The organism is Dethiosulfatibacter aminovorans DSM 17477 (assembly GCF_900142005.1).
Classification (GTDB): domain Bacteria; phylum Bacillota; class Clostridia; order Tissierellales; family Dethiosulfatibacteraceae; genus Dethiosulfatibacter; species Dethiosulfatibacter aminovorans.
The window spans coordinates 52696-68696 of sequence record NZ_FQZL01000008.1 but is presented as its reverse complement, the minus strand read 5'-3'; the positions used below and the strand labels follow the sequence as shown (position 1 = coordinate 68696).

Below are 16001 nucleotides of genomic sequence, written 5' to 3'. Positions count from 1 at the left end.
CTCAAATCAGGAAAACAATATAAATATCTTGTTATGACTAAAAGAATAATAATGACATTTTATCTTAGAACAAGTTTCGTGCTAATTCAACTAAAGCTGTAATATAAAACCAGGAGGAAGAAATGATAGAAAAATTATTTGAATATTCTACAGCAGACACAAAGGCAATCGAAAGAATAATAAGCGACGGAAATACAGACCTTAACCATATGGTATTACCCAAGGGAGGAGCACTTCCGATCCATAATTCCAATTCCAACGTTTATATGATCGTAATAAGAGGAATCCTTACAGTCAAGCTTGGAGACCAGGATCCAAACAAGTATGGAAAGGGAACCATTCTCAATATTCCATATGATACCAGGATGGATGTATTCAACGAAAATGAAGAAGTAATGGAAATGTTTGTCATCAAGGCTCCAAGCCCGTATAATTACCCGAAATAATCACATATATAATTTACAAACTAAAAAGCAAGAGATGACAGTTTCTACTGTTGTCTCTTGCTTTCTTGCCAACACTATATTTCATTTATATGTTTTCCAGACTATATCCTGTCCCTCAATATCCTGTACAACACTACTGCAAGGACAACATTCACTGCAGACACGATTGTCAGCGGTCCGACAAGCATCTTGAACATACCAATCGCGGAAGGTACTACTCCCATTAGCTCCATGGCATAAACTGATATGAACGTTGCTACAACCCCATTAAGTACAGTGGCTGTTACTGCCGGTATTACTATATTCATTCTCTCTGCCATTATTCCGAATATCCAGCAGATTGCAGCCATTTCAAATGCTACTATGAAATGGATAGGAATGGTAAACGGGAATCCCCCGGTTGCAGCAGTAAGCAAATGTCCTATAAAACCAACTACAGCTCCGGCTGAAGGTCCCATGAGAAGTGCTGCAAAGAATGCAGGCATTGAGTCAAGGGCTATGCTTCCTCCTGGACCGATTTTTATCAATGATCCTATATATGATAATGCAATGAGCACCGCCAGATAAACCAGTGATTCCGTGGATTTTAAACTTCTTCTTTTTCTTTTGTACATTTGATCCTCCAGATATAATAAATTATGATTGCTTTTATATAATAGCATATGCAACAATTCAAGTAAACATCCATTTACTGCAAGTTCATTATTTTACAAATATTTCTTAAATAGCGTAAATATCAATATATCCATTGAAAAAAATATGAAAATATTGTAATATATTTAGTATTATTCAAACTGTAAAGGAAAGTATCCATTTAACTTTCCTGAGCTAGGACTAGAGAGGATTTTAAATGAGAACTGAACTTAGAAATGCCAAAAGAATAGTAGTAAAGATTGGGACAACTTCCCTTACATACAGCAATGGAACAATAAATTTCAAAAAGCTGGAAAACCTTGCAAGGGTCCTTACTGATTTAAGAAACAGCGGCAGGGAAATTGTACTGGTATCATCAGGAGCCGTCGGTGCTGGAATGAGCCGACTCGGCTTGAAGGAAAAACCTGTGGAACTAAAGGAAAAACAGGCAACGGCTGCAGTTGGACAGGCACTAATGATGCAGTTCTACCAGAAGTTCTTCAACGAGTACAACCAGACAATTGCACAACTCCTCCTTACCAAAGACGTAATTACCGACAAAATAAAGAGAAGGAATGTTGAAAACACACTTTCCACTCTGCTTGAAATGGGAGTGATTCCAATAGCAAATGAAAACGACTCCGTTGCTACAGACGAACTGGAAGGAAGCAAGATTGGAGACAATGACACTCTTTCATCTATGACCGCTATACTTGTAAAGGCGGATGCATTGCTCATGTTGTCGGACATTGACGGTTTGTACGATTCATCACCCGTTGACAACCCAGATGCAAAACTCATATCATTTGTTGACAAGATTGACAAGGAGCTTTACAGTATTGCAGGAGATTCTTCAAGCATAGTTGGAACAGGTGGCATGTACACGAAGATACGCGCTGCAGAACACCTTATGAAGGAAGGAATTCATACGGTAATCGCAAGCGGTGAGGATGTAAAAATAATATATGATATTCTGGCTGGAAATGAAATAGGAACTTTTTTCAGCACAAAGGGAAAGGATGAATAAAATGTCTGAACTTACAATAAAGGGAAAAAACAGCAAGGCTGCATCTGCAGTGCTGTCAAAGCTTAAAACAACAGAAAAGAACAGAATACTGCTGAAGGTGGCAGAAAACCTGGTAAAAAACAGCAGCTATATACTTGAAAAAAACGCTATGGATATTCAAAATGCAAGGAAGGCTGAAATCAAGGAATCACTCATAGACAGGCTTCTTCTCACCGAGGAGAGAATCGCAGGAATGGCTTCGGGACTTACTCAGATATCCGACCTTGATGATCCAGTGGGAGAAGTACTCTATATGAAGGAAAGACCAAACGGTCTTAAGATAGGGAAGAAAAGAGTTCCATTCGGAGTAATAGGAATAATCTACGAATCAAGGCCAAATGTAACAATAGATGCCTTCGGCCTGTGCTTCAAGACAAGCAATGCAGTAATCCTGAGAGGCGGCAAGGAAGCCATCAATTCAAACATCGCTTTGGTTAATATAGTCCAGAACACCCTTGAGGAAATGGATCTCCCAAGAGAAATAATACAGATAGTGGAAGATACATCCAGGGAAACTGCAAACGAAATGATGAAATTAAACCAGTATCTGGACCTTCTGATACCACGAGGAGGAGCAGGTCTTATACAGGCTGTTGTAAACAACAGTACGGTACCTGTAATTGAAACGGGAATTGGAAACTGCCACATCTATGTCGACAAGAGTGCCGACCTTGATATGGCTGTAAAAATAGCAGACAATGCAAAGACACACAGAACCGGGGTATGCAACGCAGCTGAAAAGCTTCTTGTACATAAGGATGTTGCCGACGAATTCCTTCCAAGGATATTTGAAGTCTACACTGCAAAGGAAGTTGAAATAAGAGGGGATGAAGAACTCAAGCCCTTCTCCGACAACATTGTTGCTGCAACGGATGAAGACTGGTCTACTGAATACCTTGACATGATTATCGGAGTCAAGATAGTGGATTCACTGGAAGAAGCCATCGACCATATAAACTTATACGGTACAGGTCACTCGGAAGCCATAGTTACAGACAGCTATAAAAATTCACAGAAATTTCTGGATGAAGTTGATGCAGCTGCAGTTTATGTGAATGCATCTACAAGATTCACAGACGGTGAAGAATTCGGCTTCGGTGCAGAAATCGGCATCAGTACCCAAAAACTTCATGCAAGAGGTCCAATGGGACTGGAGGAGCTCACTTCAACGAAATACATTATCTTTGGAAACGGACAGATAAGATAATGCCACTCAAATAATACCGCAGGTCAGTTCCCTACTCCCTCGGAACGTTAATCTATAATCATTAATGATGATTAACGAACCTCGAAGTCGAGACCTCACTGACCTGCGGTATTATTTTCGTTATTTAACCCCGTAACCTTAATTCTTAAATACGGACATCCTGTGACTATTCATATAATTATATAGCGAATGAACGTCCTATGAATATGAATCGTGACTTGGAGATATGTCTTTCCATTCTAGTCACTTACCTTGACGGCCGTTCCATAGACAAGTATTTCAGCAGCACCCTGCATGACCGCTGATGTTGAGAACCTTATGTTGACTACTGCATCGGCGCCAAGGGATTCGGCCTGCTTTGCCATCTTTGCAAGAGCTATGCTCCTTGCCTCTTCAAGCATTTCGGCATATTCCCTCATCTCACCACCGACAAGCATCCTTAGCCCTGACACTATATCTTTCCCAATATGCTTTGCCCTTATTGTACTTCCCTTCACTAGACCAAGTACCTCTGTTATTTCCTTTCCGGGAATTTTATCTGTATTTATCAATATCATCTTTTTCCTCCCTGTATACCTTTATTCTTTCACAAATGATCATCACAACTATGATAATTGCCAATATGAAGCAGACAAGAAACATGACATAGAATGTTTTGTCCAAGTCATAGAATATCTTCCATGGCGACAAGAATGCAATTATATAGAAAGCAATGAAAATCAGTGCAATCAGCAAACCTAGCTTAGATTTCATGACCATACCTCCTTTTCTAATTATACCTTAAAGTAAACATCCATTCAACTTGGAAAGGCACTTGTTTCCCTTTCCAAATTCAGAAAGAAAAAAATTACGAAAAATTTCACAAAAGCCCTTGACATTTCATCAAAATGTAGTTATTATAAGTTTGTAATCATTACAAATCAAACTTAAAACAACGGAGGATATCAATATGAAATTTGTATGTACAGTATGCGGTTATGTTCACGAAGGAGAAGCTCCACCGGCTGAATGCCCAGTTTGCAAGGTAGGACCGGAAAAGTTTATGGAGAAGCAGGATGACGACAGTTTTGCTGATGAGCATATAATAGGAATAGCAAAGGATGCAGATCCTAGAATAGTTGAAGGACTAAGAGAGAACTTCATGGGAGAATGCACCGAGGTTGGAATGTATCTGGCAATGAGCAGACAGGCAGACAGGGAAGGCTATCCTGAAATTGCTGAAGCTTTCAAAAGATACGCTTTCGAAGAAGCTGACCATGCAGCAAGGTTTGCAGAGCTTCTTGGAGAGGTAGTAACAGATTCAACCAAGAAGAACCTCAAGATGAGGGCTGAAGCAGAGCACGGAGCATGCGCAGGAAAGAAAGAGCTTGCCACTCTTGCCAAACAACTTAACCTTGACGCTGTACACGATACGGTACACGAAATGGCCAAAGACGAAGCAAGACACGGAATGGGCTTCAGAGGACTTCTGGAAAGATACTTCGGAAAGTAAAACTTCACTCTCCTTTGCAGCTGAATAAAACTGAATTGTTAATGAACTAAAAGACTTATGGCATCAGGTTATTCAAGATGAGTATCAGGCTGTCATAAGTCTTAATTGTCTCTGTATTGAACTTATGATATTTACAGTTCATTATTGATTATTTATAATAGTAAAAGAATTTCAGATTAAACTATCGGGGTTAACAAATAATAATTTAGTCAGGTGATATTATGTATCCAACAACAATTGAAAAAATCAAAACCTATCTTGAAGATTATTCAATAAAACCTTCACTGCAAAGAATAATGATCTACAAGTATCTGTCAGCAAACAGGTCCCATCCTACAGTGGATGAAATTTTCAACGAATTGAGTCCGGAACTCATTACACTGTCAAAGACAACAGTCTATAATACGCTTCATCTCTTTGTAGACAAAGGTATAGCAATTCCCATACATGTAGAGGGAAACGAAGTCAGATACGATGCGGATATTACAAACCATGCCCATTTCAAATGCAACAAGTGCGGAATGGTATATGATATTCCTGTAGACTTCACAACCCACAATTTCAAGGAACTGTCAGGATATGACATCGATGAATTCCAGGTATTCATGAGAGGAACCTGTATCTCCTGCAAGAAAAAATCAGAAAACTAAATTCCAATCATATTTTTAAACATTACAACCAGCTATAGATGAAATTTTCCGTTTAAAGAGTAACAGTCATAACGGCAAATTTCATTTTTTTATTGCCAACCTCATGTTCAAATACCTTTCCTATGGAAAAGCCGGCTTTTTCATAAATCCTTATAATCTTTTTGTTGCAAATGGGAACGGTGGCCCTGAACATGTCCGTATAGAAGTTATCCCTTGCAAATTCCAGCGCCTTTACAAGAAATATGAATCCATATCCCATGTCGCAAAGCTTGGGATTTAGTGCTATGCCTATGTCCGTACATGTAAAGTCATCATAGACATTGTATTCATATCCCTTTTTAAATTTTGCATCTTCACAAAAACAGTAATACCCCACAAGGTCGTAGTTTGAGTCCCTTACGGAATAAAACTGCCCATTCCTCAATCTTTTATGATCTATCTCATTTTCATGAAAATCCAGTATTTTTAAATCTTCCGAATATTCCCAGGTCAACACTTCTTCCCACGATAATCCGTCCATCTTGTTTATTATTAACTTGCTGTTGTGAGTCAAAGTAATCACCCCTTGATTATTGAATTTCTACAAAGTCATTTCTTTATAAAATCATTATAGAGCAGTTAAAAATAAATCCAATTTAATTTCTATTAACTTTTTGCTAATATTTTGAAACAATTGTTTCTATTAAGAAATATTATACGTTTTCATTTTAACAATTCGTAACATTAATGAATTAATGTTACTTTTGATATATAATAAGGTTATTAACTTTCATGAACTAAAGGCAAATTGGAGGATGAAATGAACAGTAAACTAGTTGAAAGATTTTTAAGATACGTAAAGATTGATACACAGTCAAATGAAGAAAATGAAAATTCACCAAGTACTGAAAAACAGTTTGACCTTGCCAGAATTCTTGTTGAAGAACTTAAGGAGCTTGGTCTTGAAGATGTGAGCCTTGACGAATACTGCAATGTAATGGCTGTACTTCCTGCAAATACTGACAAGTCCCTTCCTTCTATAGGATTCATTGCCCATATGGACACGGCAACAGACATGACTGGAGCAAACGTGAATCCAAGGATATTGGAAAAATACGATGGCAGCGACATAGTATTGAATGAAGATACAGGTGTAACAATAAGGGTCTCAGACTTTCCTGAGATAAAGGATTATATTGGAAACGACATAATAGTAACTGACGGGACAACCCTGCTGGGGGCAGACGACAAGGCCGGTATAGCCGAAATCATGACTGTACTTGAATATTTCATTGAAAACCCCCATGTAAAGCACGGTCCGCTAAAGATAGCCTTCACTCCAGACGAGGAAGTAGGAAGAGGAACTGTCCATTTTGATCTTGAAAAATTTGATGCGGACTTTGCATATACAGTAGACGGAGGCGGAATTGGAGAGCTTGAGTTCGAAACCTTCAATGCTTCCCAGGCAAAAATCAGGATCAACGGGAGAAACGTACATCCGGGATCTGCAAAGAACAAGATGATAAGTGCACAAAGAATAGGATTTGAACTGGAGGGAATGCTGCCCAAGGAACAGAAACCTGAATACACTGAAGGATATGAAGGGTATTTCCACCTTCTGGACTGCAGAGGAGATGTTGAAAGCTTCAATATGAGATTCATAATCAGGGATCACGACATTGAAAAGTTCAATGCAAGAAACGGACTCATTGAGAATACCGTATCCTACCTTAATTCCAAATACGGTGAAAACACCGTTGAAATGGATCTTAAGATACAATACTACAACATGAGGGAAAAGATAGAACCCACCTTCCATATAGTCGAAACCGCAAAGGAAGTAATGGAAGAGCTTGGAATAACACCGATCGTAAAGCCAATAAGGGGTGGAACAGACGGAGCCATGCTTTCATACAAGGGACTTCCTACTCCGAATATCTTCACAGGAGGGCACAACTATCACGGAAAATACGAATATATACCTATCCAGTCCATGGAAAAAGCAGTGGAAGTCATCAAGGGAATCATATGTAAATATGCCCAATAAACTCAACAAAAATAACGGCTGATTAATTTCATTGATCATGCCGTTTTTTTATTCCAGCTTAAGAAAACTTTCTTTCTCGACTTTATAAGCGCTTTCTTGACACAACTTAAAAGTTTTACCTCTTGAAGTTTAGTATTATGATTTATTTACACCAAGCTGATTACCATAAGATAGTGGAAGGTGCTTCCTGCCAGTACGAATAGGTGGAACACTTCATGGAACCCGAATCCCTTGAAATTCAATATGGGAATCTTCCCTCCATAGATGACTCCTCCTATGGTATATGCAATACCGCCTAGTATGAGGAATACCAAGGATGCAACGGGCATCACTTTCACAAGCTGGTAGATCAATATTACAGAGAGCCATCCCATTGCAATATAGATGGTTGCTGTAAGCTTTCTGGGCATGTTTATCCAAACTAAGCTCAGTACTATTCCAACTACAGTTAGTCCCCATACAATTGACAGTATGACGTATCCCAAGGTGCTTTTAAGGACTGCAAGGCATACTGGAGTATATGTACCTGCTATCAATACGAAAATCATCATATGGTCTACCTTTCTAAACACCTGGATTATGCTGTCCTTCACCTTAATCCAGTGATAGGTTGTACTTGCCGAATACAAAAGTATCATGCTGATTCCAAAGATAATAAAACTGACAAGGACCACTGTGCTTCCCGACATGTATCCTTTATATATTAAAAATCCCAGTCCCACTACTGAAAGTATGGCACCAACAAAATGCGTTATTGTAGAAACTGGCTCCCTCATCTAAATCCCCTCCGATTATGAATTTCAGCTTTTCGAAGCTGGAATGTTCTCTTATTTCTTACATCCTAATTATACTACCAGGTTATAATATATGCAAAGAATTAGAATGAATTTCAGTTAATTTTTAACCAAGCTATAAAAAACCCGCCAACTGACGAGCTGGCGGTACAAGTACTTTAATGTTTAGACTATTTTTTCTTCATTCAATGCTTCCATGAGCTTTCCGAGTACTTCAGGATCGTATTTCCAGCCGGCTTCCGAGTTCAGTATTTCTACGGCTTTCTGTGCTGTAAATCCTTTCCTGTATGACCTGTTTGTTGTCAGTGCATCGTAGGCATCTGCTACTGCAATTATTCTAGCCTCAATGCATATTTCATCCCCTTTTATGCCGTTGGGATATCCTCCACCGTTCATCCACTCGTGGTGCTGTAGAATTATTTTGCTCAGGTCTTCATAATATGTGTCATTGACCATTTCCATACCCGTTATTGGATGTTTTTTTATGTATTCCATTTCCTCTTCGGTGAGTTTTCCCGGCTTGTTCAACACATAATCAGGAACCTCTATCTTGCCTATGTCATGAAACAGGGATGCAAAGAAAATATTTTCAATCTTTTCTTTGGGAAGATTCAGCTTGTTTGCGATTATAACCGCATAATGCTGCACCCTTGCTCCATGGTCATGGGTATACAAATCCTTCTCCTGACTTTTTTTTGCAATTTCTCTCAGGTCGTTAAGCCTCTTGCTGATATTGAAGAATACCGGCTGATTGGAAAAATACAGCATCTCCGTATCTTCATTGGTTTCAAACTGGGCAAGTTCCTTGAGCCTGTTTACGTAAAAGTAGTCTCCGGTTTTCAGTACAAGTTTTTCATCCTTTACATGCAGAGTTATGCTGCCATCCAGAATATACAGAAATTCAAGAAGTTCATCGGAATTTCCCGGATTGATATATGCCATGTTTCCTTTCTTGATTATCTGCCTCATGATTTCATTGTTGTGACCTTTTGCCAGCAACGAAATCGATCCGTTTTCCTGTGCACTTTTTTCCAAATATTCATCTCTTTTACAAATGTGCAATCCTTCCATCATTTCACCTCTGAATATTACCCCCGCATATGCTTTTTACCAGCCCCCTACTACAAGTGGGTCGATTTTTACATTTTTGTGACCAATTTCAACTTTAACCAATACACATTCGAGAATTATCCCTTCTTCTGCCGCTTTTTCAATTGCCGCCTCTGAGATTCCATTGGTATCCTCTACCAATTGAGCAATGATTTCCTTAAGCTCACCATTACTTTCAACTGCTTCTGCTTCTAATTGTGCGTCAGCAATCAATTCATCGATTTCTGCATTTGCCGTGGCTACCATTTCGTTGGCAAGTGCTTCTATGTCTACAGCGAACGCACTAACCGAGGTTGCCAAAAGCATTGCAACCACCATAAATAATACCAAAATTCTTTTTTTCATACTTCCTCCTAGTTTTTCGAGCGAAATCTCCCGGTTCACAGATATCCTCTGATTTTTCTGACAATAAATTTCATTGCAAAAAAATACATCGGATACCCAATGTACAGAAAATCTCCACTGCTTAAATTGGGTAAACCAGCCGTCATAGATATTACTCCTTAGACCTGTGTTTTTGCGTCTCCAGTTTTCACCGGATTTGCCTTTTTCCACATTTAATAAATAAATGAAGAAATATATGAACTTTTCTGGTTCATCAATCATTATAACGTATTATGAACAGTAAATCAATATTACTTATGAAATTTTACAATTATTCACAGTATTCTATAACCAAAATTCCAACGCTTAAGTGAGTTCTTCACATTTAACTTTCTTCAGATCAAACAACCCAGACAGGCAGCCGAAAACACCGATTCTGCCTACCTGATATTGTTTTGATTTTTTGTAGGCATATGTATTGCCTGGCCAAATACTGCATGGGCAGCTTCTTGAAGCGATTCCGCGACTGTAGGATGACCATGAATTGTCGAAAGCACTTCATCAACGGTAGCTTCAAGCCTAATTGCAAGAGAACCTGCCACTATGAGTTCCGTAGCCTTTGGCCCTGCAATGTGAATTCCGATTATTTCTCCCGTCGAATTGTCTGCTATATACTTGACAAGCCCATGAGTTTCACCAAGAATGAGTGATTTTCCATTTCCTCTTAGAGGAAAGCATCCCAGAGAATAGTCAATGCCTGCTTCTTTAGCTTCTCTTTCTGTCATCCCGACTGATGCCAGCTCAGGCTTGGTATAAACACAGTATGGAACTGTTTTGAAATCCATTTTTGATCTCTTTTTTAATATGGATTCCACCGCTACTACTCCCTCGGCAGATGCTACATGGGCAAGCATAACTCCACCAATACAGTCTCCCACCGCATAAATGTTATCCACATTGGTTTCCATGTTTTCATTGACTGTTATTGCCCTGTCAACCTTTACACCTATGGTTTCAAGTCCAAGATTATCAACTACAGGTTTTCTTCCAATGGAAAGAAGCACTTTCTCAGATTCGATTATTTTTTCCCCATCACCTGATGATACATATATCTTAACTCTCTCGTCTGAAGATTCAAATTTCTCTACCTTGGTTCCCGTCAGTATTTCAACTCCCAGATTCTTCAATTCATAAACCAGGTATTTGACTATATCCCTGTCCATATTGCTGATTATTTCAGGAAGCATTTCCACTATAGTAACCTTGACCCCAAGTCTTGCATATATGCTGGCAAATTCAGAGCCTATTACTCCACCACCTACTATACATATACTTTCAGGAAGTGATTCAAGAGAAAGCATCTCGCTGCTCGTCAAAATGTTTTCTCCTTCTATTCCTGGAATAGGAAGGATTACAGGTACTGATCCGGTAGCGATTATTGCCTTATCAAAGGTGATCACATCTTTTTTCCCTTCTGAATCTTCCACCTCCATGCTGTTCCTTGTAATGAAGGTACCTTTCCCACACAATATTTCAACCTTGTTTGCACACAACAATGACTGTACTCCTCTCACCAGTGTTTTCACAACCTTGGATTTCCTGGCCTGGAGAGCATTCCAATCCACTGATAGATTTTCGCATTTTATGCCGAATTCATCCCCATCCTTAAGAAGCATGTGGTAAATATCCACAGTATTCAGTAGAACCTTCGTAGGTATGCATCCTACGTTGAGGCATGTCCCACCAAAGTACTCCTTCTCCACTATGGTCACATCCAAGCCTGCCTGTGCCGCCTTTATTGCGGCTACATATCCACCAGGACCTCCTCCCAATATTACCAGTTTCATAATTACCTCCTAAAGTACCAGAATGCTCGGATTTTCCATGTATTCCTTGACCCTGTTTAGGAACCTTGCTCCCACTGCACCATCTACAACCCTGTGGTCAGCTGTAAGACTCAGCGTCATCATAGGTATGAATACAAGTTCTCCATCCACATTGGTAGCAACATCCCTGATTGAATTAATTCCCAGTATTGCCGATTCAGGCTGATTGATTATGGGAGTGAATGATTCCATGTTGAACATTCCAAGATTTGTAACAGTGAAGGTTCCTCCGCTCATTTCATCAGGCTTCAAGGAGTTTGTCCTTGCCTTTCCTGCAAGCTCTTTTATTTCCCTTGATATTGCTGCAAGACCTTTCACATTTGCGTACTTGACTACGGGTACAATGAGCCCTTCATCAAGGGCCACCGCAACTCCCATATTCACATAGTTGCGGGTTATTATTTCATTATCGTCAATGGATGAATTCACCAGAGGGAATTCGAGAAGAACCCTGGATACTATCTTCACTATAAGATCGGTATAGGATACCTTCACTACAGGTTTAAGCTTGTCCTTAAATCTCTTGAGTTCTCTTACATCGATACTGAGATTGTAGTTTACAAATGCAGCCGTCTTCTGGCTTTCCGACATCCTTTCAGATATGACCCTTCTCATGGCACTCATTTCCTGCCTTTTTTCCTCAGGCGCAGCCATTTCCTGAAGCTTCTCGAAATTCCAGTATTCAATGACATCGCCCTTCATGACCCTGCCTTCCTGTTGAATACTATTGATATCCACTCCAAGATTTTCTGCAGTCTTCACTGCCGCAGGAGATGATTTAACCTTCACCTGGCCGCTTTCACTGAAATCTTTTACATCCTTCTCGGAAACAGTCCCTCCGGGTCCTGTCCCCTCAATGAGGGCCAAATCAACACCAAGATCCTTTGCCAGTCTTCTTGCCTTTGGTGATGCCTTCACTCTTTTGGCGCCTGCCTGCTTTTCTTCTGAAACCTTTTCTTCAATCTCAACCTGGGTATCCGCCTTTTCTTCCTTTACCACAGCGCCTGCCTGTGAAAGCATTTCTTCAATATCTTCATCTGCAGTTCCAATGATAGCTACAGGTTTCAGCACGCCGATGCTTCCTTCCTCAAGAAGGATTTTCCTCAATATTCCTCCCCTCGTCGCTTCAGCATCATTTGTAAGCTTGTCCGTTTCAACACTAAAGAGCAGGTCCCCTTTTTCAACCTGGTCTCCTTCTTTCTTGTACCACTTGCAAATTTTACCCTCGGTCATTGTAAGACCCAACTTGGGCATAACTATGAATTGCGCCATAAGCTCCTCCCTATCAATTTTATTAAGCTAGAAAAAAACCTCCTGACTGTGCCACCTCCAGTGCTTTTTTCACATTCACATGAATGGGACCCTTTCTGGTTATCCTGAATGTAATCACATCACCCTGATGAAAGCGCACCTCCCTTTCGCCGTCAACTGCAATTATGCCCTTGAAGTCCGCTTTCCACCGGAAAGGCTTATCCACTTCAACAATCTCCAACTCGTCCGTGGACACTTCAACTATTGTCCCTGCCGCCACAGGTGCATAAAACTTCCTGCCTCCACCATTTATCCTCAAGCTTCCTCCGAAATCATCCAGGTCGTCGATTCTTCGTATTGCTCCAACAAGGGTTGAGAAACCTATGGAAGCAGGATGGCACTTGGATACAACAATATGCTTTATGTGCTTCATGTCCCATATTGCCTTTGCACCCACATATATTTCATCAGAAATCACTGCATCAATCAATGCAATATCTTCGAATTCATCATTCCTGTAAATTTCAATAATCTTGTCCCTATAGCAGGACTGTTCGAAACTGAACCTCCCCGATGCAACGGCAGCAGCAGCCATTCCTACAACCGTACCTTCAAGCATTTCAGGATATGCATTATTTGTCCCGGTTGAAACTCCAATGAGGGGAACGGTCTTTAGATGTTTTGCTGCAAGCCTGTTAGTTCCATCTCCTCCTATGACAACCACACAGCCTACTCCCAGTTCTTCAAGGATTTCCGCCGCTTTTTCCGTGTCTTTGGGAGACGCCTTGATTTTCATGTCAAGGATTTCTATATCCACTTGAAGTTCATCTGTAAGCATTAGTTTTTCCTTGACCTTGTAGCCCATAACAAAAGAATCCGGCATTATATAAATCTTGTCCACTCCAAATTTTTGTGATCCAAGTATTATTCTTTCAATGATATTGACTTTTTCATTGTTGTCTATAACTGTGGCATGTGATACCAGTCTTCTAATATCCTTGCCTGATGCAGGATTGGCAATAATTCCTATAGTAGACATGGCCGTCTCCTTTCCGGACCGGGAAGTACATGTCACTTCCCGACCCATATCAATTCCCTGCAGCTTAAACTGTCAAGGGAAGTATTTTATACATGCTTATATTTCTTGAAACTTTAGAAAAAGCTTCTTCACAGCCTGTACTATATCCTTGTCATTTGGAACAACATAGTCTTCAAGTCCTGGAGAGAAAGGAACGGGAGTATTGAGTGCTCCTACACGAACTATTGGAGCATCCAGCTCATAGAAAAAGTCCTCTGCTATTGTAGCAGCCACTTCTCCTATAAAGCTTCCCCTCTTGGCTTCCTCGGATACCAGCACAACCTTGTTTGTCTTCTTCACAGACTCAAGAATTGCATCCTTGTCCAGTGGATAAAGGGATCTCAGGTCCATGACTTCCGCATTTATCCCATCTGCTGCCAGGGCCTCGGCCGCTGCCAGGGCGTCATAAACCTGTTTTCCATAAGTTATGATTGTTACGTCAGAACCTTCCTTTGCTATCCTGGCCTTGCCGAAAGGAATAGGCTCGATGACATCAGGAACTTCTCCTTCCACAGTGTAAATGGCCTTGTGCTCCAGGAAGATAACAGGATTGTCGTCATCTATGGCAGTAAGCATCATTCCTGCAGCGTCTGCAGCATTGCTTGGATATACGACCTTGAGGCCCGGAACATGTGCAACCCATGCTTCAAGAGACTGTGAATGCTGTGCTGCCGCCCTGATTCCTGCTCCTCCAGGAAGCCTTACAACCATTGGCAATGAAATCTTTCCACCGAACATGTATCTCATCTTCGCTGCCTGGTTGACTAGCTGGTCCATTCCAACTGTAATGAAATCGATGAACATAAGCTCAGCAATGGGCTTCAGTCCTGTAGCCGCTGCACCGACTGCCGTACCTATGATTGCTCCTTCTGATATTGGGGTATCTCTTATTCGCTTTCCGCTGAACTCTTCATACAGTTCAGCTGTGACACCAAAACATCCTCCGAACTGTCCCACGTCCTCACCGAAAACAAGAACATTCGGATCTTCCTTCATTCTAATTCTAATTCCTTCTCGGATTCCTTCAGCATATGTCATCACTTTCATCTTACCCTTACCTCCTCGACTATATCGGAATAGACATCTTCTACTGCAGACTCCACAGCAGGATCCTTGGAGTTCCGTGCAAAATCAACAGCCTCGTCTATGACCGCCTCGACTTTTTTATGCATTTCGTCAATTTCTTTCTGATTCAGAATGCTGTTTTCAAGGATAAATGCTTCCATCCTTTTGACGGGATCCTTTTCCATCCATTCCTGAACCTCTTCGTCTGTCCTGTATACTGCGGGATCACCTTCGAAATGTCCCCTTTGTCGATAAGTCTTGCACTCTATGAGTGTAGGTCCCTGATTCTTCCTTGCACGCTTCACAGCTTCACCGACTGCTTCGTAAACGGCGAATACATCATTGCCGTCTACAGTGACTCCCGGCATGTTATATGCAACAGCTCTGTCGGAAATGTCCTTGATAGCCTGATGTCTTTCCTGGCTTAAGGAAATTGCATAGCCGTTGTTTTCACATATGAATATCACAGGAAGCTTCCAGATACTTGACAGGTTCAGTGCTTCGTGGAAGGTGCTCTGGTTTGTTGATCCATCTCCGAAGAAACATATGCAAACCTGTTCTGTTCCCCTGTACTTGCAGCTTAGACCTGCACCTGTTGCAATGTTGTGGCCTGCACCTACTATTCCGTTGGCTCCAAGTATTCCCCTTGTAGCATCAGCTATGTGCATTGATCCGCCCTTTCCCTTACAATAGCCTGATTCCTTGCCAAAAAGCTCCGCCATCATAAGTTTAAGGTCTCCACCTTTTGATACTATATGCCCGTGACCTCTGTGAGTACTTGTAATAAAGTCATCGTCATTAAGATTTGCACATGCTCCTGTTGCCACAGCTTCTTCTCCTATATACAGATGGACAAAACCTGGAATTAGTCCTTCTGCAAAAAGTCCCATTGCTTTTTCTTCGAATTTTCTGATTCTCAACATGTTTTCATACATACTCAAAATTTTCTCATTATTCAGCTTCAAAACTACTC

18 protein-coding genes and 1 riboswitch are annotated in these 16001 nt (G+C 40.6%); of the genes, 6 read left to right on the top strand and 12 right to left on the bottom strand.

Going from position 1 to position 16001, the window contains the following annotated elements:
• Positions 1-122 precede the first annotated feature (122 nt).
• Positions 123-446, top strand: a complete 324-nt coding sequence (locus tag BUB05_RS06625) for a cupin domain-containing protein (protein ID WP_073048808.1) — start codon at positions 123-125, stop codon at positions 444-446.
• A gap of 101 nt (positions 447-547) precedes the next feature.
• Here the strand turns inward: BUB05_RS06625 and BUB05_RS06620 are convergent, their stop codons facing one another.
• On the bottom strand, positions 548-1060 hold the full coding sequence (locus BUB05_RS06620; RefSeq protein WP_073048807.1) for an ECF transporter S component: 513 nt from the start codon (positions 1058-1060) through the stop codon (positions 548-550).
• A gap of 236 nt (positions 1061-1296) precedes the next feature.
• On the opposite strand from BUB05_RS06620, the gene proB reads away from it, so the two are divergent.
• A complete protein-coding gene (gene proB, locus BUB05_RS06615; protein WP_073048806.1) occupies positions 1297-2106 on the top strand; it encodes a glutamate 5-kinase in 810 nt (269 codons plus the stop codon).
• Position 2107: 1 nt separating this feature from the next.
• Positions 2108-3352, top strand: a complete 1245-nt coding sequence (locus BUB05_RS06610) for a glutamate-5-semialdehyde dehydrogenase (RefSeq protein ID WP_073048805.1) — start codon at positions 2108-2110, stop codon at positions 3350-3352.
• Between the two features lie 239 nt (positions 3353-3591).
• Here BUB05_RS06610 and BUB05_RS06605 read toward each other — a convergent pair whose 3' ends face one another.
• Together BUB05_RS06605 and BUB05_RS06600 are read right to left on the bottom strand one after the other, a co-directional pair.
• Positions 3592-3909, bottom strand: a complete 318-nt coding sequence (locus BUB05_RS06605) for a YbjQ family protein (protein ID WP_073048804.1) — start codon at positions 3907-3909, stop codon at positions 3592-3594.
• A complete protein-coding gene (locus tag BUB05_RS06600; protein ID WP_073048803.1) occupies positions 3887-4105 on the bottom strand; it encodes a hypothetical protein in 219 nt (72 codons plus the stop codon). The genes BUB05_RS06605 and BUB05_RS06600 overlap by 23 nt, the downstream gene beginning before the upstream one ends.
• Positions 4106-4301: 196 nt before the next feature.
• On the opposite strand from BUB05_RS06600, the gene BUB05_RS06595 reads away from it, so the two are divergent.
• Positions 4302-4844, top strand: a complete 543-nt coding sequence (locus BUB05_RS06595) for an NADH peroxidase (protein ID WP_073048802.1) — start codon at positions 4302-4304, stop codon at positions 4842-4844.
• Between the two features lie 221 nt (positions 4845-5065).
• Positions 5066-5494 (top strand): Fur family transcriptional regulator, encoded by a 429-nt coding sequence (locus tag BUB05_RS06590; RefSeq protein ID WP_073048801.1) that lies wholly within the window; start codon positions 5066-5068, stop codon positions 5492-5494.
• A 52-nt stretch (positions 5495-5546) separates the two neighbouring features.
• Here the strand turns inward: BUB05_RS06590 and BUB05_RS06585 are convergent, their stop codons facing one another.
• Positions 5547-6047 (bottom strand): GNAT family N-acetyltransferase, encoded by a 501-nt coding sequence (locus BUB05_RS06585; RefSeq protein WP_073048800.1) that lies wholly within the window; start codon positions 6045-6047, stop codon positions 5547-5549.
• A 246-nt stretch (positions 6048-6293) separates the two neighbouring features.
• On the opposite strand from BUB05_RS06585, the gene pepT reads away from it, so the two are divergent.
• A complete protein-coding gene (gene pepT, locus BUB05_RS06580; RefSeq protein WP_073048799.1) occupies positions 6294-7520 on the top strand; it encodes a peptidase T in 1227 nt (408 codons plus the stop codon).
• 146 nt (positions 7521-7666) lie between these two features.
• Here pepT and trhA read toward each other — a convergent pair whose 3' ends face one another.
• The 8 genes from trhA to BUB05_RS06540 form a co-directional block, all read right to left on the bottom strand.
• Positions 7667-8296 carry a PAQR family membrane homeostasis protein TrhA gene (trhA, locus tag BUB05_RS06575; RefSeq protein ID WP_073048798.1) on the bottom strand — a complete coding sequence of 210 codons (630 nt, stop codon included), beginning with the start codon at positions 8294-8296 and terminating at the stop codon, positions 7667-7669.
• A 183-nt stretch (positions 8297-8479) separates the two neighbouring features.
• Positions 8480-9388 carry an HD-GYP domain-containing protein gene (locus BUB05_RS06570; protein ID WP_094762772.1) on the bottom strand — a complete coding sequence of 303 codons (909 nt, stop codon included), beginning with the start codon at positions 9386-9388 and terminating at the stop codon, positions 8480-8482.
• A gap of 33 nt (positions 9389-9421) precedes the next feature.
• A complete protein-coding gene (locus tag BUB05_RS06565; RefSeq protein ID WP_073048796.1) occupies positions 9422-9769 on the bottom strand; it encodes a hypothetical protein in 348 nt (115 codons plus the stop codon).
• A 126-nt stretch (positions 9770-9895) separates the two neighbouring features.
• Positions 9896-9980, bottom strand: a riboswitch (cyclic di-GMP riboswitch).
• Between the two features lie 208 nt (positions 9981-10188).
• Positions 10189-11595 carry a dihydrolipoyl dehydrogenase gene (gene lpdA, locus BUB05_RS06560; RefSeq protein ID WP_073048795.1) on the bottom strand — a complete coding sequence of 469 codons (1407 nt, stop codon included), beginning with the start codon at positions 11593-11595 and terminating at the stop codon, positions 10189-10191.
• Positions 11596-11604: 9 nt separating this feature from the next.
• Complete coding sequence (locus BUB05_RS06555; RefSeq protein ID WP_073048794.1) at positions 11605-12906, bottom strand: dihydrolipoamide acetyltransferase family protein; 1302 nt, start codon at positions 12904-12906, stop codon at positions 11605-11607.
• A 22-nt stretch (positions 12907-12928) separates the two neighbouring features.
• Positions 12929-13924 (bottom strand): NAD(+)/NADH kinase, encoded by a 996-nt coding sequence (locus BUB05_RS06550; RefSeq protein WP_073048793.1) that lies wholly within the window; start codon positions 13922-13924, stop codon positions 12929-12931.
• A 96-nt stretch (positions 13925-14020) separates the two neighbouring features.
• Positions 14021-15010, bottom strand: a complete 990-nt coding sequence (locus BUB05_RS06545) for an alpha-ketoacid dehydrogenase subunit beta (RefSeq protein WP_073048792.1) — start codon at positions 15008-15010, stop codon at positions 14021-14023.
• Positions 15007-15963, bottom strand: coding sequence for a thiamine pyrophosphate-dependent dehydrogenase E1 component subunit alpha (locus BUB05_RS06540; RefSeq protein ID WP_073048925.1), 957 nt, complete (start codon positions 15961-15963; stop codon positions 15007-15009). Before BUB05_RS06540 ends, BUB05_RS06545 begins: the two co-directional genes overlap by 4 nt.
• Between the last annotated feature and the right edge of the window lie 38 nt (positions 15964-16001).